Below are 14,005 nucleotides of genomic sequence, written 5' to 3'. Positions count from 1 at the left end.
TTGCCTCGAAATGGCCGGTCCGTTGCGCCCTCCAGCTCATCGGGATGTACTTTCACCTGCGTGTCCGCCAAGACGACCGCGCTGACGGTCCTTTCCGCCGCGTTGCTCACCCCCCTCCTGCTGGTGGCCCCGGCACACGCCGCGCCGACCCCGCCGGCCGAGGCGAAGGGCCTGCCGGGCAAGGCCCCGGCCCCCGCACCGCCCGTCTCGATGTCCACGGTCGGCGGATCCCTGCTCGGCCAGCCGGGGACCCAGGTGAACCTGCTGCCGGGCGCGCCCGCACTGCCGGCGAACCTGACCGGGCGGTCGTGGATCGTGGCGGACGCCGAGTCCGGCGAGGTCCTGGCCGCGCACAACGCGCACTGGCAGCTGCCCCCGGCCTCGACCATGAAGATGCTCTTCGCGGACACCGTGCTGCCGACCCTGCCCAAGGACCGGATCCACCAGGTCACCGACAAGGACATGGAGGGCGTCGGCCCGGGCAGCAGCATGGTCGGGGTCAAGGAGCACCTCGAATACTCGGTCCACGACCTGTGGCTCGGCGTGTTCCTCAAGTCCGGCAACGACGCCGTGCACGTCCTGTCCGCCATGAACGGCGGCATCGACAAAACCGTCAAGGACATGCAGGCGCACGCCGAGGAGCTCCAGGCACTGGACACCCATGTGGTGTCGCCGGACGGGTACGACGCCCCGGGACAAGTGTCGAGCGCGTACGACCTCACGCTGTTCGCCCGCTCCGGACTGCAGAAGCAGGACTTCCGGGAGTACTGCGGCACGGTGAGCGCGAAGTTCCCCGGGCTGCAGGAGCCCGGCAAGCCGCGCGAGTACTTCGAGATCGCGAACACCAACCGGCTGCTGACGGGCGCGGCCGGGATCACCCCGTACAAGGGGATGGCGGGGGTGAAGAACGGCAACACCTCGCTGGCCGGGGCCACCTTCACCGGCGCCGCCCAGCAGGGTTCCCGCAAGCTGCTGGTCACCGTGATGAACCCGGACGGGGCCGGCGGGCCGAACCTGGTGTACGAGCAGACCGCCGCGCTCCTCGACTGGGGCTTCGCGGCGGCCGGCAAGGTCAAGCCGGTGGGTGAGCTGGTGCCGCCGAAGAGCGCGGACACCTCCTCGCACGGTTCCCCGGCCCAGTCGCACCAGAACGACTCCTCTGCGGCCGGCAAGGACGCGGGCGGCGGTGTGGGCACCGCGCTGGGCGTCGCGGCCGGCGCGCTGGCCCTCCTGGCGGGCACCGCCTTCGTGGTCGACCGCCGCCGCCCCCGTCCCGGCCGCGGCCGGGACCAAGAGCTGGTCTGAGGCCGTCCGGGACGCCCCGGAGACGACCTAGCCCGGTTCCCCGACCCGCACCACCTATCAACTCTCAGGTTCACCGGAGGACTTCGGCAGGGTTTGCTCGCTCCCGTCGGCATGCGGCCGACGGGAAGGGGGTCCTGCCATGCGCAGGAGATGGTCGGCCGTCGTCACGGTGGCCTGTGGCGCGCTGCTCGCCGCGGCGGCCTGGACCGCGCTCCCGGCGGACGGCGCCGGACGGCGGGCCCCGGCGCGCGCCCCGGAGGCCGCCGAGCTGGACCTGCTCCACACCGCGGGGGAACTGCTCGTACAGGACTGCATGCGGGCGCAGGGGTTCTCGTACTGGCCGGTCCCGCGCGTGCCGCACCCTGACCTGCGGGACTTCCCGTACGGCGTGGACGACGTCGACTGGGCGCGCGACCACGGCTTCGGGCGCCGGATCGAACAGCGGCTGGACGAGGAGGCGGCGACGGGCCCGCGCGCCCGGTACCAGAGCAGGCTCTCCACGGAGCGGCTGGAGGCGCTGGGGGTGGCGCTCATGGGACCCGACTCGAAGGGGCTGGCCGTCGAGAGCCCGGGCGGCGGCACGCTGAGCCACAGCGACCGGGGCTGCATCACCGACTCGTGGCGACAGCTCTACGGGGACGTACGCCTCTGGTTCGGCGCGAGCGAGACCGTGAAGCAGCTCGGCGCGACGCGCACCGCCCGGGTGAACCAGGATCCCGCCTTCCTGAGGGCGCTGGCCGGCTGGAGCGAGTGCGTCGGCCGGCGCGGTTTCCCTGCCGTGCACCCGGTCCGGCAGCGCGACGAGCAACTGGCACGGACCGGCCCGGCCGCCGAGGCCGAGGACGTACCGATGGCCACCGCCCAGGCCGAGTGCGCCCGCTCGACCGGTCTCGCCGACATCGCACAGGACCTGCACCGGCGCTCTTCGGACACGATCCGCGTCGAACACGGGGCCGCCTTCGACGCCATGCGGCGGATGCAGGTGGCGGCCCTGCCCACAGCTCGCGATGTGGTGGCCCGGCATTCCGGGGGCTGACATCGCGTACCGCCGACCGGCGGTGAACCATGCACGGCACGACTGGGAGGGACCCACATGAACAAGCTCAGGACGCTCTTCGCGGGGCTCGCGATCGCCGGTGCGGCGGTGGTGGCCGTTCCGACCGCGGCGCAGGCCGACGGTGGCTGCGGCTACACGAACTTCTGCGCCTACTCGGACGACTACAACTACCTGTACCAGAACGCCGGCAACTCCAACGACTGGCCGTACCAGGTCAAGAACAAGGTCGACTGGGTGCGCAACAGCGGCAGCGCCGGCGGCCGCGACCACGTCAACATCTACTACAACGAGAACAACACCGGCGCCTACGCCTGCATCGGGTACGGCACCGAGTGGAACCTGCGCAACAACGCGCAGACGTTCAACTGGACCCGCAACAACGACGCGAGCGGCCAGTGGAAGGCGGTCCACGACAACGCCGCCTCGCACCGGTGGGTGTACAGCTGCGGCAACGGCACCTGGTAGACGTCCCGCCGGCAGTACTCCGGTGGCGCATCGGGCCCCACACCGGTGCGCCACCGGCGCGCCGGCGGCGCGCCGGCGGTGCGTGACCGACGCGCTCAGGCCGGGCGTGCGGCGGCCGGGGGGCCCGGGGGAGGGTCCTCCTCGCCGTCGCCGTCCGCGTCGTCGCGGGTGGCCGTCCAGGAGGCGACGAACAGGAGCAGCTTGGCCGTGAAGTTGATCCAGAGCAGCAGGGCGATCGGCACGCCGAAGGCCCCGTACATGCTCTTCGCGGCGACCCCCCGCATATAGCCGCTGAGCAGCAGTTTCAACAGTTCGAATCCGGCCGCGCCGATGAGGGCGGCCTGGATCAGGCGGCCGCGCGGCGGCTCCACGCCCGGGAGCAGGGTCAGGACGTAGAGCAGCAGCAGGAAGGCGGCCACGACGCCGACGAGGAAGGCGAAGGTGCGCAGCAGCGCCCCGCCCGCACCCTCGCGCGGGATGCCCAGCCAGTCGGCGGACTTCCCGACGGCGCTGGATCCGAGGATGGAGGCGGCGGCCGAGGCCAGGCCCACGCCGCCGAGGCCGAGGAGGACGAGCGTGTCCTTGCCCTTGCGGGCGAACGGGTTCCCCTCGTCCTCGTCGTCCTTCTCCCAGACCGCGCGCAGGCAGTCCCGCATGGAGCCCACCCAGCCGATGCCCGTCAGCAGCAGGATCGCGCCGGCGACGAGGCCGACCGTGCCGGCGTTGGCGACGAGTCCCTCGATGTTGAGCTGGTCGGAGATGCCCGGAACCTGCTGGGAGAGGTTCTTCTCCAGCCGGTCCAGCTGTTCGGGGCTGAGCAGCGCCGCGCCGATGGCGGCGGCCACGGTGATCAGCGGGAAGAGGGCGAGGAAGCTGATGAAGGTGATGGCGGCCGCGAGGCGGGTCCAGTGGACGCGGTCGAGGCGTTCGTACGAACGCCACGCGTGCGTCCGCATCAGACGGGACGCGAGCGGCCCGATCACCGGGAGTTTCGTCAGCCAGTCCATGGGGTCACCGTAATTCAGCCGCGGGAAATAGCCGGGATTGTCGGTTCCGGCGGCTACGGTCGTCGATTGTGACTTTTCCCGAAACGCGCCCTACGGGTCGCCCGTTCCACACCCTGGTCCTGCGAAGGCTGAGATTCCGTGCCCGGCTCATCGCCCGGCTCCCCCTGGCCCTGCTCCCCCTGGCCCGGCGCCCGCTCCGTCAGGACGGCGCTACGGTCGCCCCGGCGCCGCCGGCCGTCCCGGCCGCCTCGGCGGCCTGGTCGGCGGGTGAGCCCGCCTGCGCGGGGACGCCGTTCGGCCCGCTCCCGAACGGGTACTCGCGCAGCTTGCGCCAGACCCCGTCGGAGCCCTGCTCGTAGAGCGCGAACCCCGCGCAGACCCACTCGGCGGCGTAGTCGGAGAGGGTCGTGAACGCCAGGTCCATCGCCTCCTCGGAGATCCCGTGGGCGACGGTGACGTGCGGGTGGTAAGGGAAGGCCAGCTCGCGGTCGAGCGGCCCCTGGGGGTCGCGGACCTCGCTCTGGAGGCGGGTGCAGCCCGCGGCCCCTTCGGCGATCTTGACGAAGACGACCGGCGAGAGGGGGCGGAAGGTGCCCGTGCCGGCCAGCCGCATCCGGAAGGCCCGGGAGGCGGCCGCGACCGCGACCAGGTGGGCCCCGATCGCGGGGAGCCGGTCCGCGTCCACCTCGGTGGGCGGGACGAGGGTGACATGCGTGGGGATGCCGTGCGCGGCGGCGTCCCCGAAGCCCGCGCGCAGCTCCTGGAGCTTGCTGCCGTACGGCTCCGGGACCGCGATCGAAACGCCGAGCGTTACGGTCCCCACGTTGCTCTCCTCCGCTTGTCGCTGTGGACTGCTGCCGCCCCAGTGTGGCGGCAGCACCCCCGTTCGTGCCAGGTCTGTCTTTCCGTAGGTGCGTTCGTCAGTGCTTGGCGGGCAGCAGACCGAGGCGGTCGTAGGCCTGCGCGAGCGTCTCGGCGGCGACGGCGCGGGCCTTCTCCGCGCCCTTGGCCAGGACCGAGTCCAGCGTCTCCGGGTCGTCCAGGTATTCCCGGGTCCGCTTCTGGAACGGTGTGACGAAGTCGACCATCACGCCGGCCAGGTCGGTCTTCAGAGCGCCGTAGCCCTTGCCCTCGTACCGGGCCTCCAGCTCGGAGATCGTCTCGCCCGTGAGGGTGGAGTAGATCGTGAGCAGGTTGCTGACGCCGGGCTTCTTCTCGGAGTCGAAGCGGATCTCGGCCTCGGTGTCGGTGACCGCGCTCTTGATCTTCTTCTCGGTGACCTTGGGCTCGTCGAGGAGGTTGATCAGACCCTTGGGGGACGACGCGGACTTCGACATCTTGATCGCCGGGTCCTGGAGGTCGTAGATCTTCGCGACCTCCTTGACGATGTGCGCGGCGGGGAGGGTGAAGGTCCGGCCGAACCGGCTGTTGAAGCGCTCGGCGAGGTCACGGGTCAGCTCGATGTGCTGGCGCTGGTCCTCGCCCACGGGGACGGCGTTCGCCTGGTACAGCAGGATGTCGGCGACCTGGAGGATCGGGTACGTGAAGAGGCCGACGCTGGCGCTGTTGACGCCGCCCTTGGCGGACTTGTCCTTGAACTGGGTCATCCGGCCGGCCTCGCCGAAGCCGGTGATGCAGTTCATGACCCAGCCGAGCTGCGCGTGCTCGGGCACGTGGCTCTGGACGAAGAGCGTGCAGCGCTCGGGGTCCAGGCCGGCGGCCAGCAGCTGCGCCGCGGAGAGGCGGGTGTTCGCGCGCAGGTCCTTCGGATCCTGCGGCACGGTGATCGCGTGCAGGTCGACCACCATGTAGAAGGCGTCGTGCGTCTCCTGCAGGGCGACGTACTGGCGGATGGCTCCGAGGTAGTTCCCGAGGTGGAACGAACCGGAGGTGGGCTGGATGCCGGAGAGCGCGCGAGGACGATCAGAAGCCATGGCTTCATTCTCTCAGGTGCGGGGGCGGGCCCGTGCCCGCCGTCGGCCGGATCCTGCCCCGGCCGAGCGACCGCTTTCCTTCCGACCCGCACTCCGCGTCTCCGGCCAAGGGACGCTCTCAAACGCCGGGCGGCTGGAAAATCCAGCCCCGCCGGCGTTTGAGGCGCGGGGTCTGGGGCGGAGCCCCAGCAGCCAGGCCGCAGGGTCAGGACAGCGGGAGCCCCGGGGCCGGGAAGGCCGCCATCAGCTCCGTCACCTCGGCCCGGATCACGGCCAGACCCTGCTCGTCCCCCTTCGCGGCGGCGTCGACCGCCCGCGCGATCCAGTCCGCCACCACCGGCATGTGCTCCGTGGACAGCCCGCGCGACGTCAGCGACGGCGTGCCGATCCGCACCCCCGAGGGATCGAACGGCTTGCGCGGGTCGAACGGCACCGTGTTGTAGTTCACGACGATGCCCGCCCGGTCCAGGGCCTTGGCCGCGATCTTGCCCGGCACGTCCTTGCCCGTCAGGTCGATCAGGATCAGGTGGTTGTCCGTACCGCCCGAGACCAGGTCGAAGCCCTTCTGGAGCAGCGCCGCGGCCAGCGCCTTGGCATTGGCGACCACCTGGTGCGCGTACGCCGTGAAGGACGGCTGGGCCGCCTCGTGCAGCGCCACCGCGATACCGGCCGTCGTCTGGTTGTGCGGACCGCCCTGCAGGCCCGGGAAGACCGCCTTGTCGATGGCCTTCGCGTGCTCCTCGCGGCACATCAGCATCGCGCCCCGCGGACCGCGCAGGGTCTTGTGCGTGGTCGTGGAGATCACGTCCACGTGGTCCGCCGGGGACGGGTGCGCGCCGCCCGCGATCAGGCCCGCGATGTGGGCGACGTCGGCGACCAGGATCGAGCCGGCCTCCTTCGCGATCTCCGCGAAGGCGGCGAAGTCGATGGTCCTCGGCAGCGCGGTGCCGCCGCAGAAGATCAGCTTGGGCCGCTCCGCGAGGGCCTGCTCGCGCACCGCGTCGTAGTCGATGAGCCCGGTGTCGGCCCGGACGCCGTACTGCACGCCCCGGAACCAGGAGCCGGTCGCCGAGACGCCCCAGCCGTGGGTGAGGTGCCCGCCCATCGGCAGGGCCATGCCCATCACCGTGTCGCCCGGCTTCGCGAAGGCCAGGTACACGGCGAGGTTGGCGGGCGAGCCGGAGTACGGCTGCACGTTGGCGTGGTCCACGCCGAACAGGCCCTTGGCCCGCTCGATCGCCAGCGCCTCGACGCGGTCGATGTTCTGCTGGCCCTCGTAGTAGCGGCGGCCGGGGTAGCCCTCGCTGTACTTGTTCTGCAGCACGGTGCCGGAGGCTTCGAGGACGGCCGCGGACACGTAGTTCTCACTGGGGATCAGGCGCAGGGTCTGCGCCTGCAGCACTTCCTCCGCCGCGACGAAGGACGCCAGCTCGGGGTCGGTGGAGAGAAGGGCGGGATGGCGGCTCGCGGACATGGCGGCTCCTCCGGGGTCGATGTGATCGGTACCCCGCGAGGCCCAGGCGAGCGGCCCTGTATGCGGTCGAGCGCGCACGACTCCCCCGGAGTTGGTTCCCCGTACGCCAGTCGCCGTGCGTATCGCACACCTTAGCGGGCGCGCCGGGAGAGAGGTTTCTGCGTCCGGGATACGAGCGACGATAAGAAGGTGACGCCACCCTCGTCACCGCTGCACCGGCGCTTCACCGCGCCGGACGGACGATCGGAGACCCCGTGTCGACAACTGCTGATGCCATCCGCGCCGCAGACGCCCACAGTGCGCACAACTACCATCCGCTGCCCCTGGTCGTCGCGTCCGCGGAAGGCGCCTGGATGACCGATGTCGAGGGCCGCAGATACCTCGACATGCTCGCCGGGTACTCGGCCCTCAACTTCGGGCACGGCAACCGCCGTCTGATCGACGCCGCCCGCGCCCAGTTGGAACGGGTCACGCTCACCTCGCGCGCCTTCCACCACGACCGCTTCGCCGACTTCTGTACCGAGCTCGCCGCGCTGTGCGGCAAGGAGATGGTGCTCCCCATGAACACGGGGGCGGAAGCCGTGGAGACGGCGGTGAAGACGGCCCGCAAGTGGGGCTACGAGGTCAAGGGCGTCCCGGACGGGCACGCCAAGATCGTGGTCGCCGCCGACAACTTCCACGGGCGGACCACGACCATCGTCTCCTTCTCCACGGACCACGAGGCCCGTGACCACTTCGGCCCGTACACGCCGGGCTTCGAGATCGTCCCGTACGGGGACCTGACCGCGCTGGCCCACGCCGTCACCGAGAACACCGTGGCCGTGCTGCTGGAACCGATCCAGGGCGAGGCGGGGGTGCTGGTGCCGCCCGCCGGATACCTGAGCGGCGTACGGGAGCTGACCCGCGAGCGGAACGTCCTCTTCATGGCGGACGAGATCCAGTCGGGGCTGGGCCGCACGGGACGGACATTCGCCTGCGAGCACGAGGGGGTCGTCCCGGACGTCTACATCCTCGGCAAGGCGCTCGGCGGCGGCGTGGTGCCGGTCTCCGCCGTCGTGGCCGACCGGGACGTGCTCGGGGTGTTCCGGCCCGGGGAGCACGGGTCCACCTTCGGCGGGAACCCGCTCGCGTGCGCCGTCGCCCTGGAGGTGATCGCGATGCTGCGGACCGGCGAGTTCCAGGGGCGCGCCACCGAGCTGGGCGAGCACCTGCACCGGGAGCTGAACCTGCTGGTCGGCGGCGGGGCGGTGACCGCCGTACGCGGCCGCGGGCTGTGGGCGGGCGTCGACATCGACCCCTCGCGCGGCACCGGCCGGGAGATCTCCGAGAAGCTGATGGAACTCGGGGTGCTGGTGAAGGACACCCATGGGTCGACGATCCGGATCGCCCCGCCGCTGGTGATCGGCAAGGAGGACCTGGACTGGGGCCTCGCCCAGCTCCGGTCGGTGCTGGGCGCGTAGCTCTCGTCCGTACCGGTCAGAGGATGACGTGGGGCAGGAAGCGGGCGTACTCGTCCGTGACCGGCCCCGCCGATTCACGGATGCCGAGCCCCGCCGCCTCGTCCTCGACGACCCACGCGCCGAGCACCACCCGGTTGCCGTCGAAGTCGGGCAGCGGGGCCAGGCCCTGGAAGCAGTACCGCTCCCCCTCCTCCGGTACGAACGGCTCCGCGCCCTCGCCCACCTCGTGCAGGGTGACCCCCGCGCCCTCCCGGCCGAGGAGGGGCTTGGCCACGAAGCCGGTGGACCCGGGCTCGGCGAGCTCGCGCGGGCCGTCGAGGTAGGCGGGCAGCAGGTTGGGGTGCTCCGGGAAGAGCTCCCACAGGATCGCCAGCAGCGCCTTGTTGGACAGCAGCATCTTCCACAGCGGCTCGATCCAGCAGGTGGAACCGGAGCCGCCGCCGTGGTCGTAGGTGCCGAGGACGTGCGGGCCGAACTCGTCCGTGGCCAGCCACTCCCACGGGTAGAGCTTGAAACAGGCGCGGATGAAGCGGAGCTTCTCGTCCACGAACCGGCCGGACAGGCGGTCCCAGCCGATCTGCTCGACGGAGAGCGCCTGGGTGTCCAGGCCGGCCTGTTCGGCGGTCTCCTGGAGGTAGGCGACCGTCATCAGGTCCTCGCCGAGCTCGTCCGTCTCGGAGTGCGCGAAGTGCAGCGGGCCGGGCGGGAGCAGCTCGGCCTGGCGCCGCCAGGCGTCGACGAGGCGCTCGTGGAGGGAGTTCCACTGGTCGGCGCCGGGGAAGCGTTCCTCCATCCAGAACCACTGCGGACTGGCCGCCTCCACCAGGGAGGTGGGCGTGTCGGCGTTGTACTCCAGCATCTTGGCCGGGCTGCCGCTGCCGTCGTAGCGCAGGTCGAAACGACCGTAGAGGGAGGGCTGTTCGGCGCGCCGCCGCCAGGACTCGGCGATCAGCGCGGCCAGCTTCGGGTCGGTGATGCCGAGGTCGGCGAAGCGGTCGTGCTCGACGATGTGCGCGGCCGCGGCCAGGCACATGGCGTGCAGCTCCTCGACGACGTTCTCCAGGGCCTCGACCTCGGGGAGCGAGAAGGAGTAGTACGCGCTCTCGTCCCAGTAGGGGCGCAGGGAGTCGTCGGGGTAGCGGGTCAGGGGATAGATCACCCCCTGCTCCTCGACGATCTTCTGCCAGTCGGGGCGGGGCTCGATGGTGTGCCGCTCCATGGTGCGATCAGCCGCCGCTGGAGCCGGAGGTGTTCCCGCCGATGCCGTTGCGGGTGACGGCGGACTTGTCGAAGCTGCCGCCGGCGACCTTGCCGGCGGCCACGTAGCCGCCGTAGTAGTACGAGCCGGTGCCGCCGCTCTTGCACTCCTTGTTGTTCAGGTGCTGGAGCGTGGAGCGGGAGGCGCAGCGCTTGTCCGGTTCGTCGCTGCTGCCGCAGGCCACGAGCGTGGCGGCGAGCAGGCCCATGCCTCCGAGGGCGACGGCTCCGGAGCGCATGCGGCGCTGATTGGTGCTGCTGCTGTCCATGTCTGCTGTTCCCCCTGGGGCATCGCGTACTGCCGACAGAGTAGAGCGGGGTCACCGGCCGATGGAATCCGGCCGCCGTGAGATCCGTGACCTAGAGTCGCTTCGTGCTCATTGGGATGATTTGCGCGCTGGGTGCGGCGGTCTGCTTCGGTACGGCGTCCGTTCTGCAGGCGGTCGCGGCGCGGGCTGCGGAGCCGGGCACCGGGTCCGGGGTGGACACGGCACTGTTCCTGCGGGCCGTGCGGCAGTGGCGGTACCTGGCGGGCCTGGGCCTCGACGGAGCCGGCTTCGTGCTCCAGATCATCGCCCTGCGGCACGTCCCGATCTACGCGGTCGGGGCGGCGCTGGCGGCCAGCCTGGCGGTGACGGCGGTGGTCGCGGCGCGGCTGCTGCGGGTGCGGCTGTCCCGGACCGAGTGGGGTGCGGTGGCGGTGGTGTGCGCGGGGCTGCTCATGCTCGGGCTCTCCGCCGGGGAGGAGGGCACGGGGACCGGGTCGTTGGCCCTGGAGCTGGGGCTCCTGGCGGTGGCGGGGCTCGTGCTGCTGGTCGGTCTGGTCGCCGGGCGGCTCCCGGACGGGCCGCGGGCGCTGGTCCTCGGCCTCGCGGCGGGCACGGGCTTCGGGGTGGTGGAGGTGTCGGTCCGGCTCATCGACTCCCCCTGGGACCTGCGCAACCCCGCCCTGTACGCCCTCCTGCTGGGCGGCGGCGCCGCCTTCCTGCTCCTCACCTCGGCCCTGGCACGCGGCTCGGTGACGGTGGCGACGGCGGGCATGGTCCTCGGCGAGACGATCGGCCCGGCGGTGGTGGGCGTGGCCTGGCTCGGCGACAGCACCCGCGAGGGCCTGGCCTGGCTGGCGGTGACGGGCTTCGTGGTGGCGGTGGCCGGCTCCCTGGCCCTGGCCCGCTTCGGCGAACCCCCCGAAGCCGACGCCGCCGGCGCTTGAGTCGCTCTTTCAGCCTCGCCGGCGTTCGAGGCGCGGGGGTTCGGGGGCAGCGCCCCCGCAACGGCGCCGCACGTCACGGCAGCGCCGCGGCCAGGGCGGCGAGCGTCGGCGACCACGCGCTGTCCGACGGCGTCCCGTAGCCCACGACCACGGCGTCCCGCGCGGGCAGCGCAACCGCCTCCGGGTGCCGGAACCGCCCCAGCCCGTGCAGGGCCAGGTCCTGCCAGGCCGCGGACTGCAGGACCGACCGCTCCAGCCCCTCCGGGAGGTCCAGCACCGCGTGCAGCCCCGCCGCGATCCCCGACACGCCCACCCGGTCCCCCACCGCCGCAACCAGCTCGTCCCGGCGCCGCCGGTACCGCAGCCGCATCCCGCGCACGTGCCGGTCGTAGGCCCCCGAGGTGATGAACTCCGCCAGCGTCAGCTGATCCAGCGCACCGCACGCCCAGTCCGTGGGCCGCTTGGCGGCCAGCACCTCCTCCAGCAGCCCCGGCGGGACCACCATCCAGCCCATCCGCAGCCCCGGCGCCAGCGACTTGCTCGCCGTGCCCAGGTACACCACCCGGTCCGCGTCGAGCCCCTGGAGCGCGCCGACCGGCTGGCGGTCGTAGCGGAACTCGCCGTCGTAGTCGTCCTCCAGGATCAGCCCGCCCGTGGTCCGGGCCCAGTCGACCGCGGCCGCCCGCCGTGCCGGCGTCAGGGCCACGCCCGTGGGGAACTGGTGCGCCGGCGTCAGCAGCACCGCGCCCGCCGCCGAGGTCAGCTCCCCCGTCCGCGCGCCCTCCGCGTCCACGCCGAGCGGGCGCGTCCGCAGCCCCGCCCGCACCAACAGGTCCCGGTGGAAGTCGAGCCCGTACCCCTCCACCGCCACCTCCCGGACCCGCCGCGCCCGCAGTACGCCCGCCAGGAGCGTGAGCCCGTGCAGGAAGCCCGCGCACAGCACGATCCGGTCCGGGTCCGCGTACACGCCGCGCGCCCGCGACAGGTAGCCGGCCAGCGCCTTCCGCAGCTCGACGCGGCCGCGCGGGTCCCCCGCGTACCCGAAGGCCTCGTTCGGCGCGTCGGTCAGCGCCCGCCGGGCCGCCGACAGCCAGGCCGCGCGCGGGAAGCCGCCCAGGTCCGGGGAGCCGGGGATCAGGCTGTACGCGGGCCCCTTGCGCGCGGGGCGCCGTACGGGGGCGACGGCCGCGGGCCGGCGCGGGCGGGCCCGTTCGGCGACGCGGGTGCCGGAGCCCTGGCGGGCCGTCAGCCAGCCCTCGGCGACGAGCTCGGCGTACGACTCGGCGACGGTGTTGCGGGCGATGCCCAGGTCGGCGGCGAGGGTGCGGGACGACGGCAGCCGGGTGCCGGCCGTCAGCCGGCCGCTGCGCGCGGCCTCGCGCAGGGCCTCGGTGAGTCCGGCGCGCAGGCCGCGGCCGGCGGTCAGGTCCAGCTGCACGTGCAGGTCGGCGCCGAAAGTGGCCCACGATTCCGTCATGGATATGGACCATATCGCTGGGCCGCCTGAGTCCTAGGGTCGATCACATGACGACCACACACGAACACGCCCCCGAGCACACCCCGCGCATGCAGATGGCGAAGCTCGCCCCCGAGGTCTACAAGGCGGTCCTCGCGCTGGAGATCGCCTCCAAGAAGGGCCTGGACCCCTCCCTGGTCGAGCTCGTCAAGATCCGCGCCTCGCAGATCAACCACTGCGCCTTCTGTCTCGACATGCACACCAAGGACGCGATCGCCGCGGGTGAGAGCGTCGAGCGCATCGTCCAGCTGGGCGCCTGGGAGGAGTCGCGGCACTTCTACACCGAGAAGGAGCTCGCGGCGATCGAGTTCACCGAGGCCGTCACCGTCCTGACGGACGGCTTCGTGCCCGACGAGGTCTACGAGAAGGCCGCCGAGCAGTTCGAGGAGCGCGAGCTCGCCCAGCTGATCGCCGTCATCGCGACGATCAACGTCTGGAACCGCATCGGCGTCACCACGCGCCTGGTGCCGGGCCACTACACCCCGGGCATGTACAGCTGAGGACCCGTGGTTCGGCAGTCATTCCGGCCTGAACGACTCCACGGCCGCCGTCAGGTTCGCGCGCACCGCCCTGCCGTCGGCGGCCGGACCGGCCGCCAGCAGCGCCCACCGCTTCCCGTCCTGGGCGACGGTGATCCGCTCGATGGCGCGCCGGCGCCCGTGCGACTCCTGGTTGTCGTACTCGTACACCAGCTCGCAGGACTCACCGGGCGTCGGATCGAGGGAGACCTCCTGGTAGCCGGGCCGCCGCTTCCCGAGGTCCTGCGAGGAGATCCGCAGCAGCTCGCACGTCCCGACGCTGTCCGGCTCGCCGACGCGGAAGATCTGGAGCAGTGCGCTGCGGTCCCCGGGCCGGCGGTAGAAGGAGCCGCTGCCGTCCTCGTCGCGGCTGCGCTCCCAGCCCGCGGGGACGGCGACCGAGAAGCCGCCGTCGTCGCGGACCACCGTGTACGGCGGCGGGACCGAGGGCGACGGGGCGCTCGGGGCCGTGCCCGGGGCCGTGCTCGGACCGGTACCGGACGGCGCGGCCGGGCTTCCCGAGGCCGGCGGGGCCGCGGCGGGCGCCTTCGGCTCCTCGTCGCGCAGGACGAGCCACCCGGCCACGGCGCAGCCACCCACCACCGCGGCGCCGAGGGCCACCAGCAGCGGGACCTTCCACGACCGGCGCCCGCCCGGAAGGCCCGGGCCGCCTTGGTCGCCCGGTCCTCCGCCCCGTGGCGGGCTCGGCGGGTACGAGGGCGGGGGCGGGGGCGGTTGCTCCGCCCACTCCCAGCGCTGCGACTGCGGATTCCAGTGGGCACCGCCGCCCGTGGCCACC

General features: G+C 72.5%; 14 protein-coding genes and 1 riboswitch. Of the genes, 6 read left to right on the top strand and 8 right to left on the bottom strand.

All coding sequences use genetic code 11. From position 1 onward, the window contains the following. Window positions 1-60: 60 nt before the first annotated feature. The 3 genes from ACGFYY_RS10225 (at window position 61) to ACGFYY_RS10215 (ending at window position 2,827) form a co-directional block, all read left to right on the top strand. On the top strand, window positions 61-1,305 hold the full coding sequence (locus ACGFYY_RS10225) for a D-alanyl-D-alanine carboxypeptidase (RefSeq protein WP_365281151.1): 1,245 nt from the start codon (window positions 61-63) through the stop codon (window positions 1,303-1,305). A 139-nt stretch (window positions 1,306-1,444) separates the two neighbouring features. Beyond that, window positions 1,445-2,341 carry a hypothetical protein gene (locus ACGFYY_RS10220; RefSeq protein ID WP_393708103.1) on the top strand — a complete coding sequence of 299 codons (897 nt, stop codon included), beginning with the start codon at window positions 1,445-1,447 and terminating at the stop codon, window positions 2,339-2,341. Window positions 2,342-2,398: 57 nt separating this feature from the next. Then, the gene (locus tag ACGFYY_RS10215; protein WP_365281157.1) at window positions 2,399-2,827 is read left to right on the top strand and encodes a hypothetical protein; all 429 of its coding nucleotides are present in this window, start codon (window positions 2,399-2,401) and stop codon (window positions 2,825-2,827) included. A gap of 95 nt (window positions 2,828-2,922) precedes the next feature. Here ACGFYY_RS10215 and ACGFYY_RS10210 read toward each other — a convergent pair whose 3' ends face one another. From ACGFYY_RS10210 to glyA, 4 genes are all read right to left on the bottom strand, one after another. After that, window positions 2,923-3,834: a YihY/virulence factor BrkB family protein gene (locus tag ACGFYY_RS10210; protein WP_365281160.1), complete on the bottom strand. Its 912-nt coding sequence runs from the start codon at window positions 3,832-3,834 to the stop codon at window positions 2,923-2,925. A gap of 199 nt (window positions 3,835-4,033) precedes the next feature. Continuing rightward, window positions 4,034-4,657, bottom strand: coding sequence for a 2'-5' RNA ligase family protein (locus tag ACGFYY_RS10205; protein WP_393708100.1), 624 nt, complete (start codon window positions 4,655-4,657; stop codon window positions 4,034-4,036). Between the two features lie 97 nt (window positions 4,658-4,754). Then, window positions 4,755-5,768, bottom strand: a complete 1,014-nt coding sequence (trpS, locus tag ACGFYY_RS10200) for a tryptophan--tRNA ligase (protein WP_365281166.1) — start codon at window positions 5,766-5,768, stop codon at window positions 4,755-4,757. A 205-nt stretch (window positions 5,769-5,973) separates the two neighbouring features. Continuing rightward, window positions 5,974-7,242 carry a serine hydroxymethyltransferase gene (glyA, locus tag ACGFYY_RS10195; RefSeq protein WP_393708097.1) on the bottom strand — a complete coding sequence of 423 codons (1,269 nt, stop codon included), beginning with the start codon at window positions 7,240-7,242 and terminating at the stop codon, window positions 5,974-5,976. Window positions 7,243-7,275: 33 nt separating this feature from the next. Then, window positions 7,276-7,366, bottom strand: a riboswitch (ZMP/ZTP riboswitch). Window positions 7,367-7,496: 130 nt separating this feature from the next. On the opposite strand from glyA, the gene rocD reads away from it, so the two are divergent. Next, complete coding sequence (gene rocD / locus ACGFYY_RS10190) at window positions 7,497-8,702, top strand: ornithine--oxo-acid transaminase (protein ID WP_365267319.1); 1,206 nt, start codon at window positions 7,497-7,499, stop codon at window positions 8,700-8,702. A 16-nt stretch (window positions 8,703-8,718) separates the two neighbouring features. Here the strand turns inward: rocD and ACGFYY_RS10185 are convergent, their stop codons facing one another. Beyond that, on the bottom strand, window positions 8,719-9,921 hold the full coding sequence (locus ACGFYY_RS10185) for a glutathionylspermidine synthase family protein (RefSeq protein ID WP_393708095.1): 1,203 nt from the start codon (window positions 9,919-9,921) through the stop codon (window positions 8,719-8,721). 7 nt (window positions 9,922-9,928) lie between these two features. Beyond that, window positions 9,929-10,228, bottom strand: coding sequence for a hypothetical protein (locus tag ACGFYY_RS10180; protein WP_393708093.1), 300 nt, complete (start codon window positions 10,226-10,228; stop codon window positions 9,929-9,931). 116 nt (window positions 10,229-10,344) lie between these two features. On the opposite strand from ACGFYY_RS10180, the gene ACGFYY_RS10175 reads away from it, so the two are divergent. Continuing rightward, the gene (locus ACGFYY_RS10175; protein WP_393708523.1) at window positions 10,345-11,172 is read left to right on the top strand and encodes a hypothetical protein; all 828 of its coding nucleotides are present in this window, start codon (window positions 10,345-10,347) and stop codon (window positions 11,170-11,172) included. Window positions 11,173-11,245: 73 nt separating this feature from the next. Here the strand turns inward: ACGFYY_RS10175 and ACGFYY_RS10170 are convergent, their stop codons facing one another. Beyond that, complete coding sequence (locus ACGFYY_RS10170) at window positions 11,246-12,649, bottom strand: PLP-dependent aminotransferase family protein (RefSeq protein WP_393708091.1); 1,404 nt, start codon at window positions 12,647-12,649, stop codon at window positions 11,246-11,248. Between the two features lie 47 nt (window positions 12,650-12,696). Between ACGFYY_RS10170 and ACGFYY_RS10165 the strand changes: the two genes are divergently transcribed. Continuing rightward, the gene (locus tag ACGFYY_RS10165) at window positions 12,697-13,188 is read left to right on the top strand and encodes a carboxymuconolactone decarboxylase family protein (protein ID WP_393708089.1); all 492 of its coding nucleotides are present in this window, start codon (window positions 12,697-12,699) and stop codon (window positions 13,186-13,188) included. 18 nt (window positions 13,189-13,206) lie between these two features. On the opposite strand, the gene ACGFYY_RS10160 is transcribed toward ACGFYY_RS10165, so the two are convergent. Next, window positions 13,207-14,004: a hypothetical protein gene (locus tag ACGFYY_RS10160; protein ID WP_393708087.1), complete on the bottom strand. Its 798-nt coding sequence runs from the start codon at window positions 14,002-14,004 to the stop codon at window positions 13,207-13,209. Window position 14,005 lies beyond the last annotated feature (1 nt).

It is taken from the genome of Streptomyces sp. NPDC048331 (assembly GCF_043201215.1).
Taxonomy (GTDB): domain Bacteria; phylum Actinomycetota; class Actinomycetes; order Streptomycetales; family Streptomycetaceae; genus Streptomyces.
This window is presented reverse-complemented; position numbering and strand designations above follow the sequence as displayed.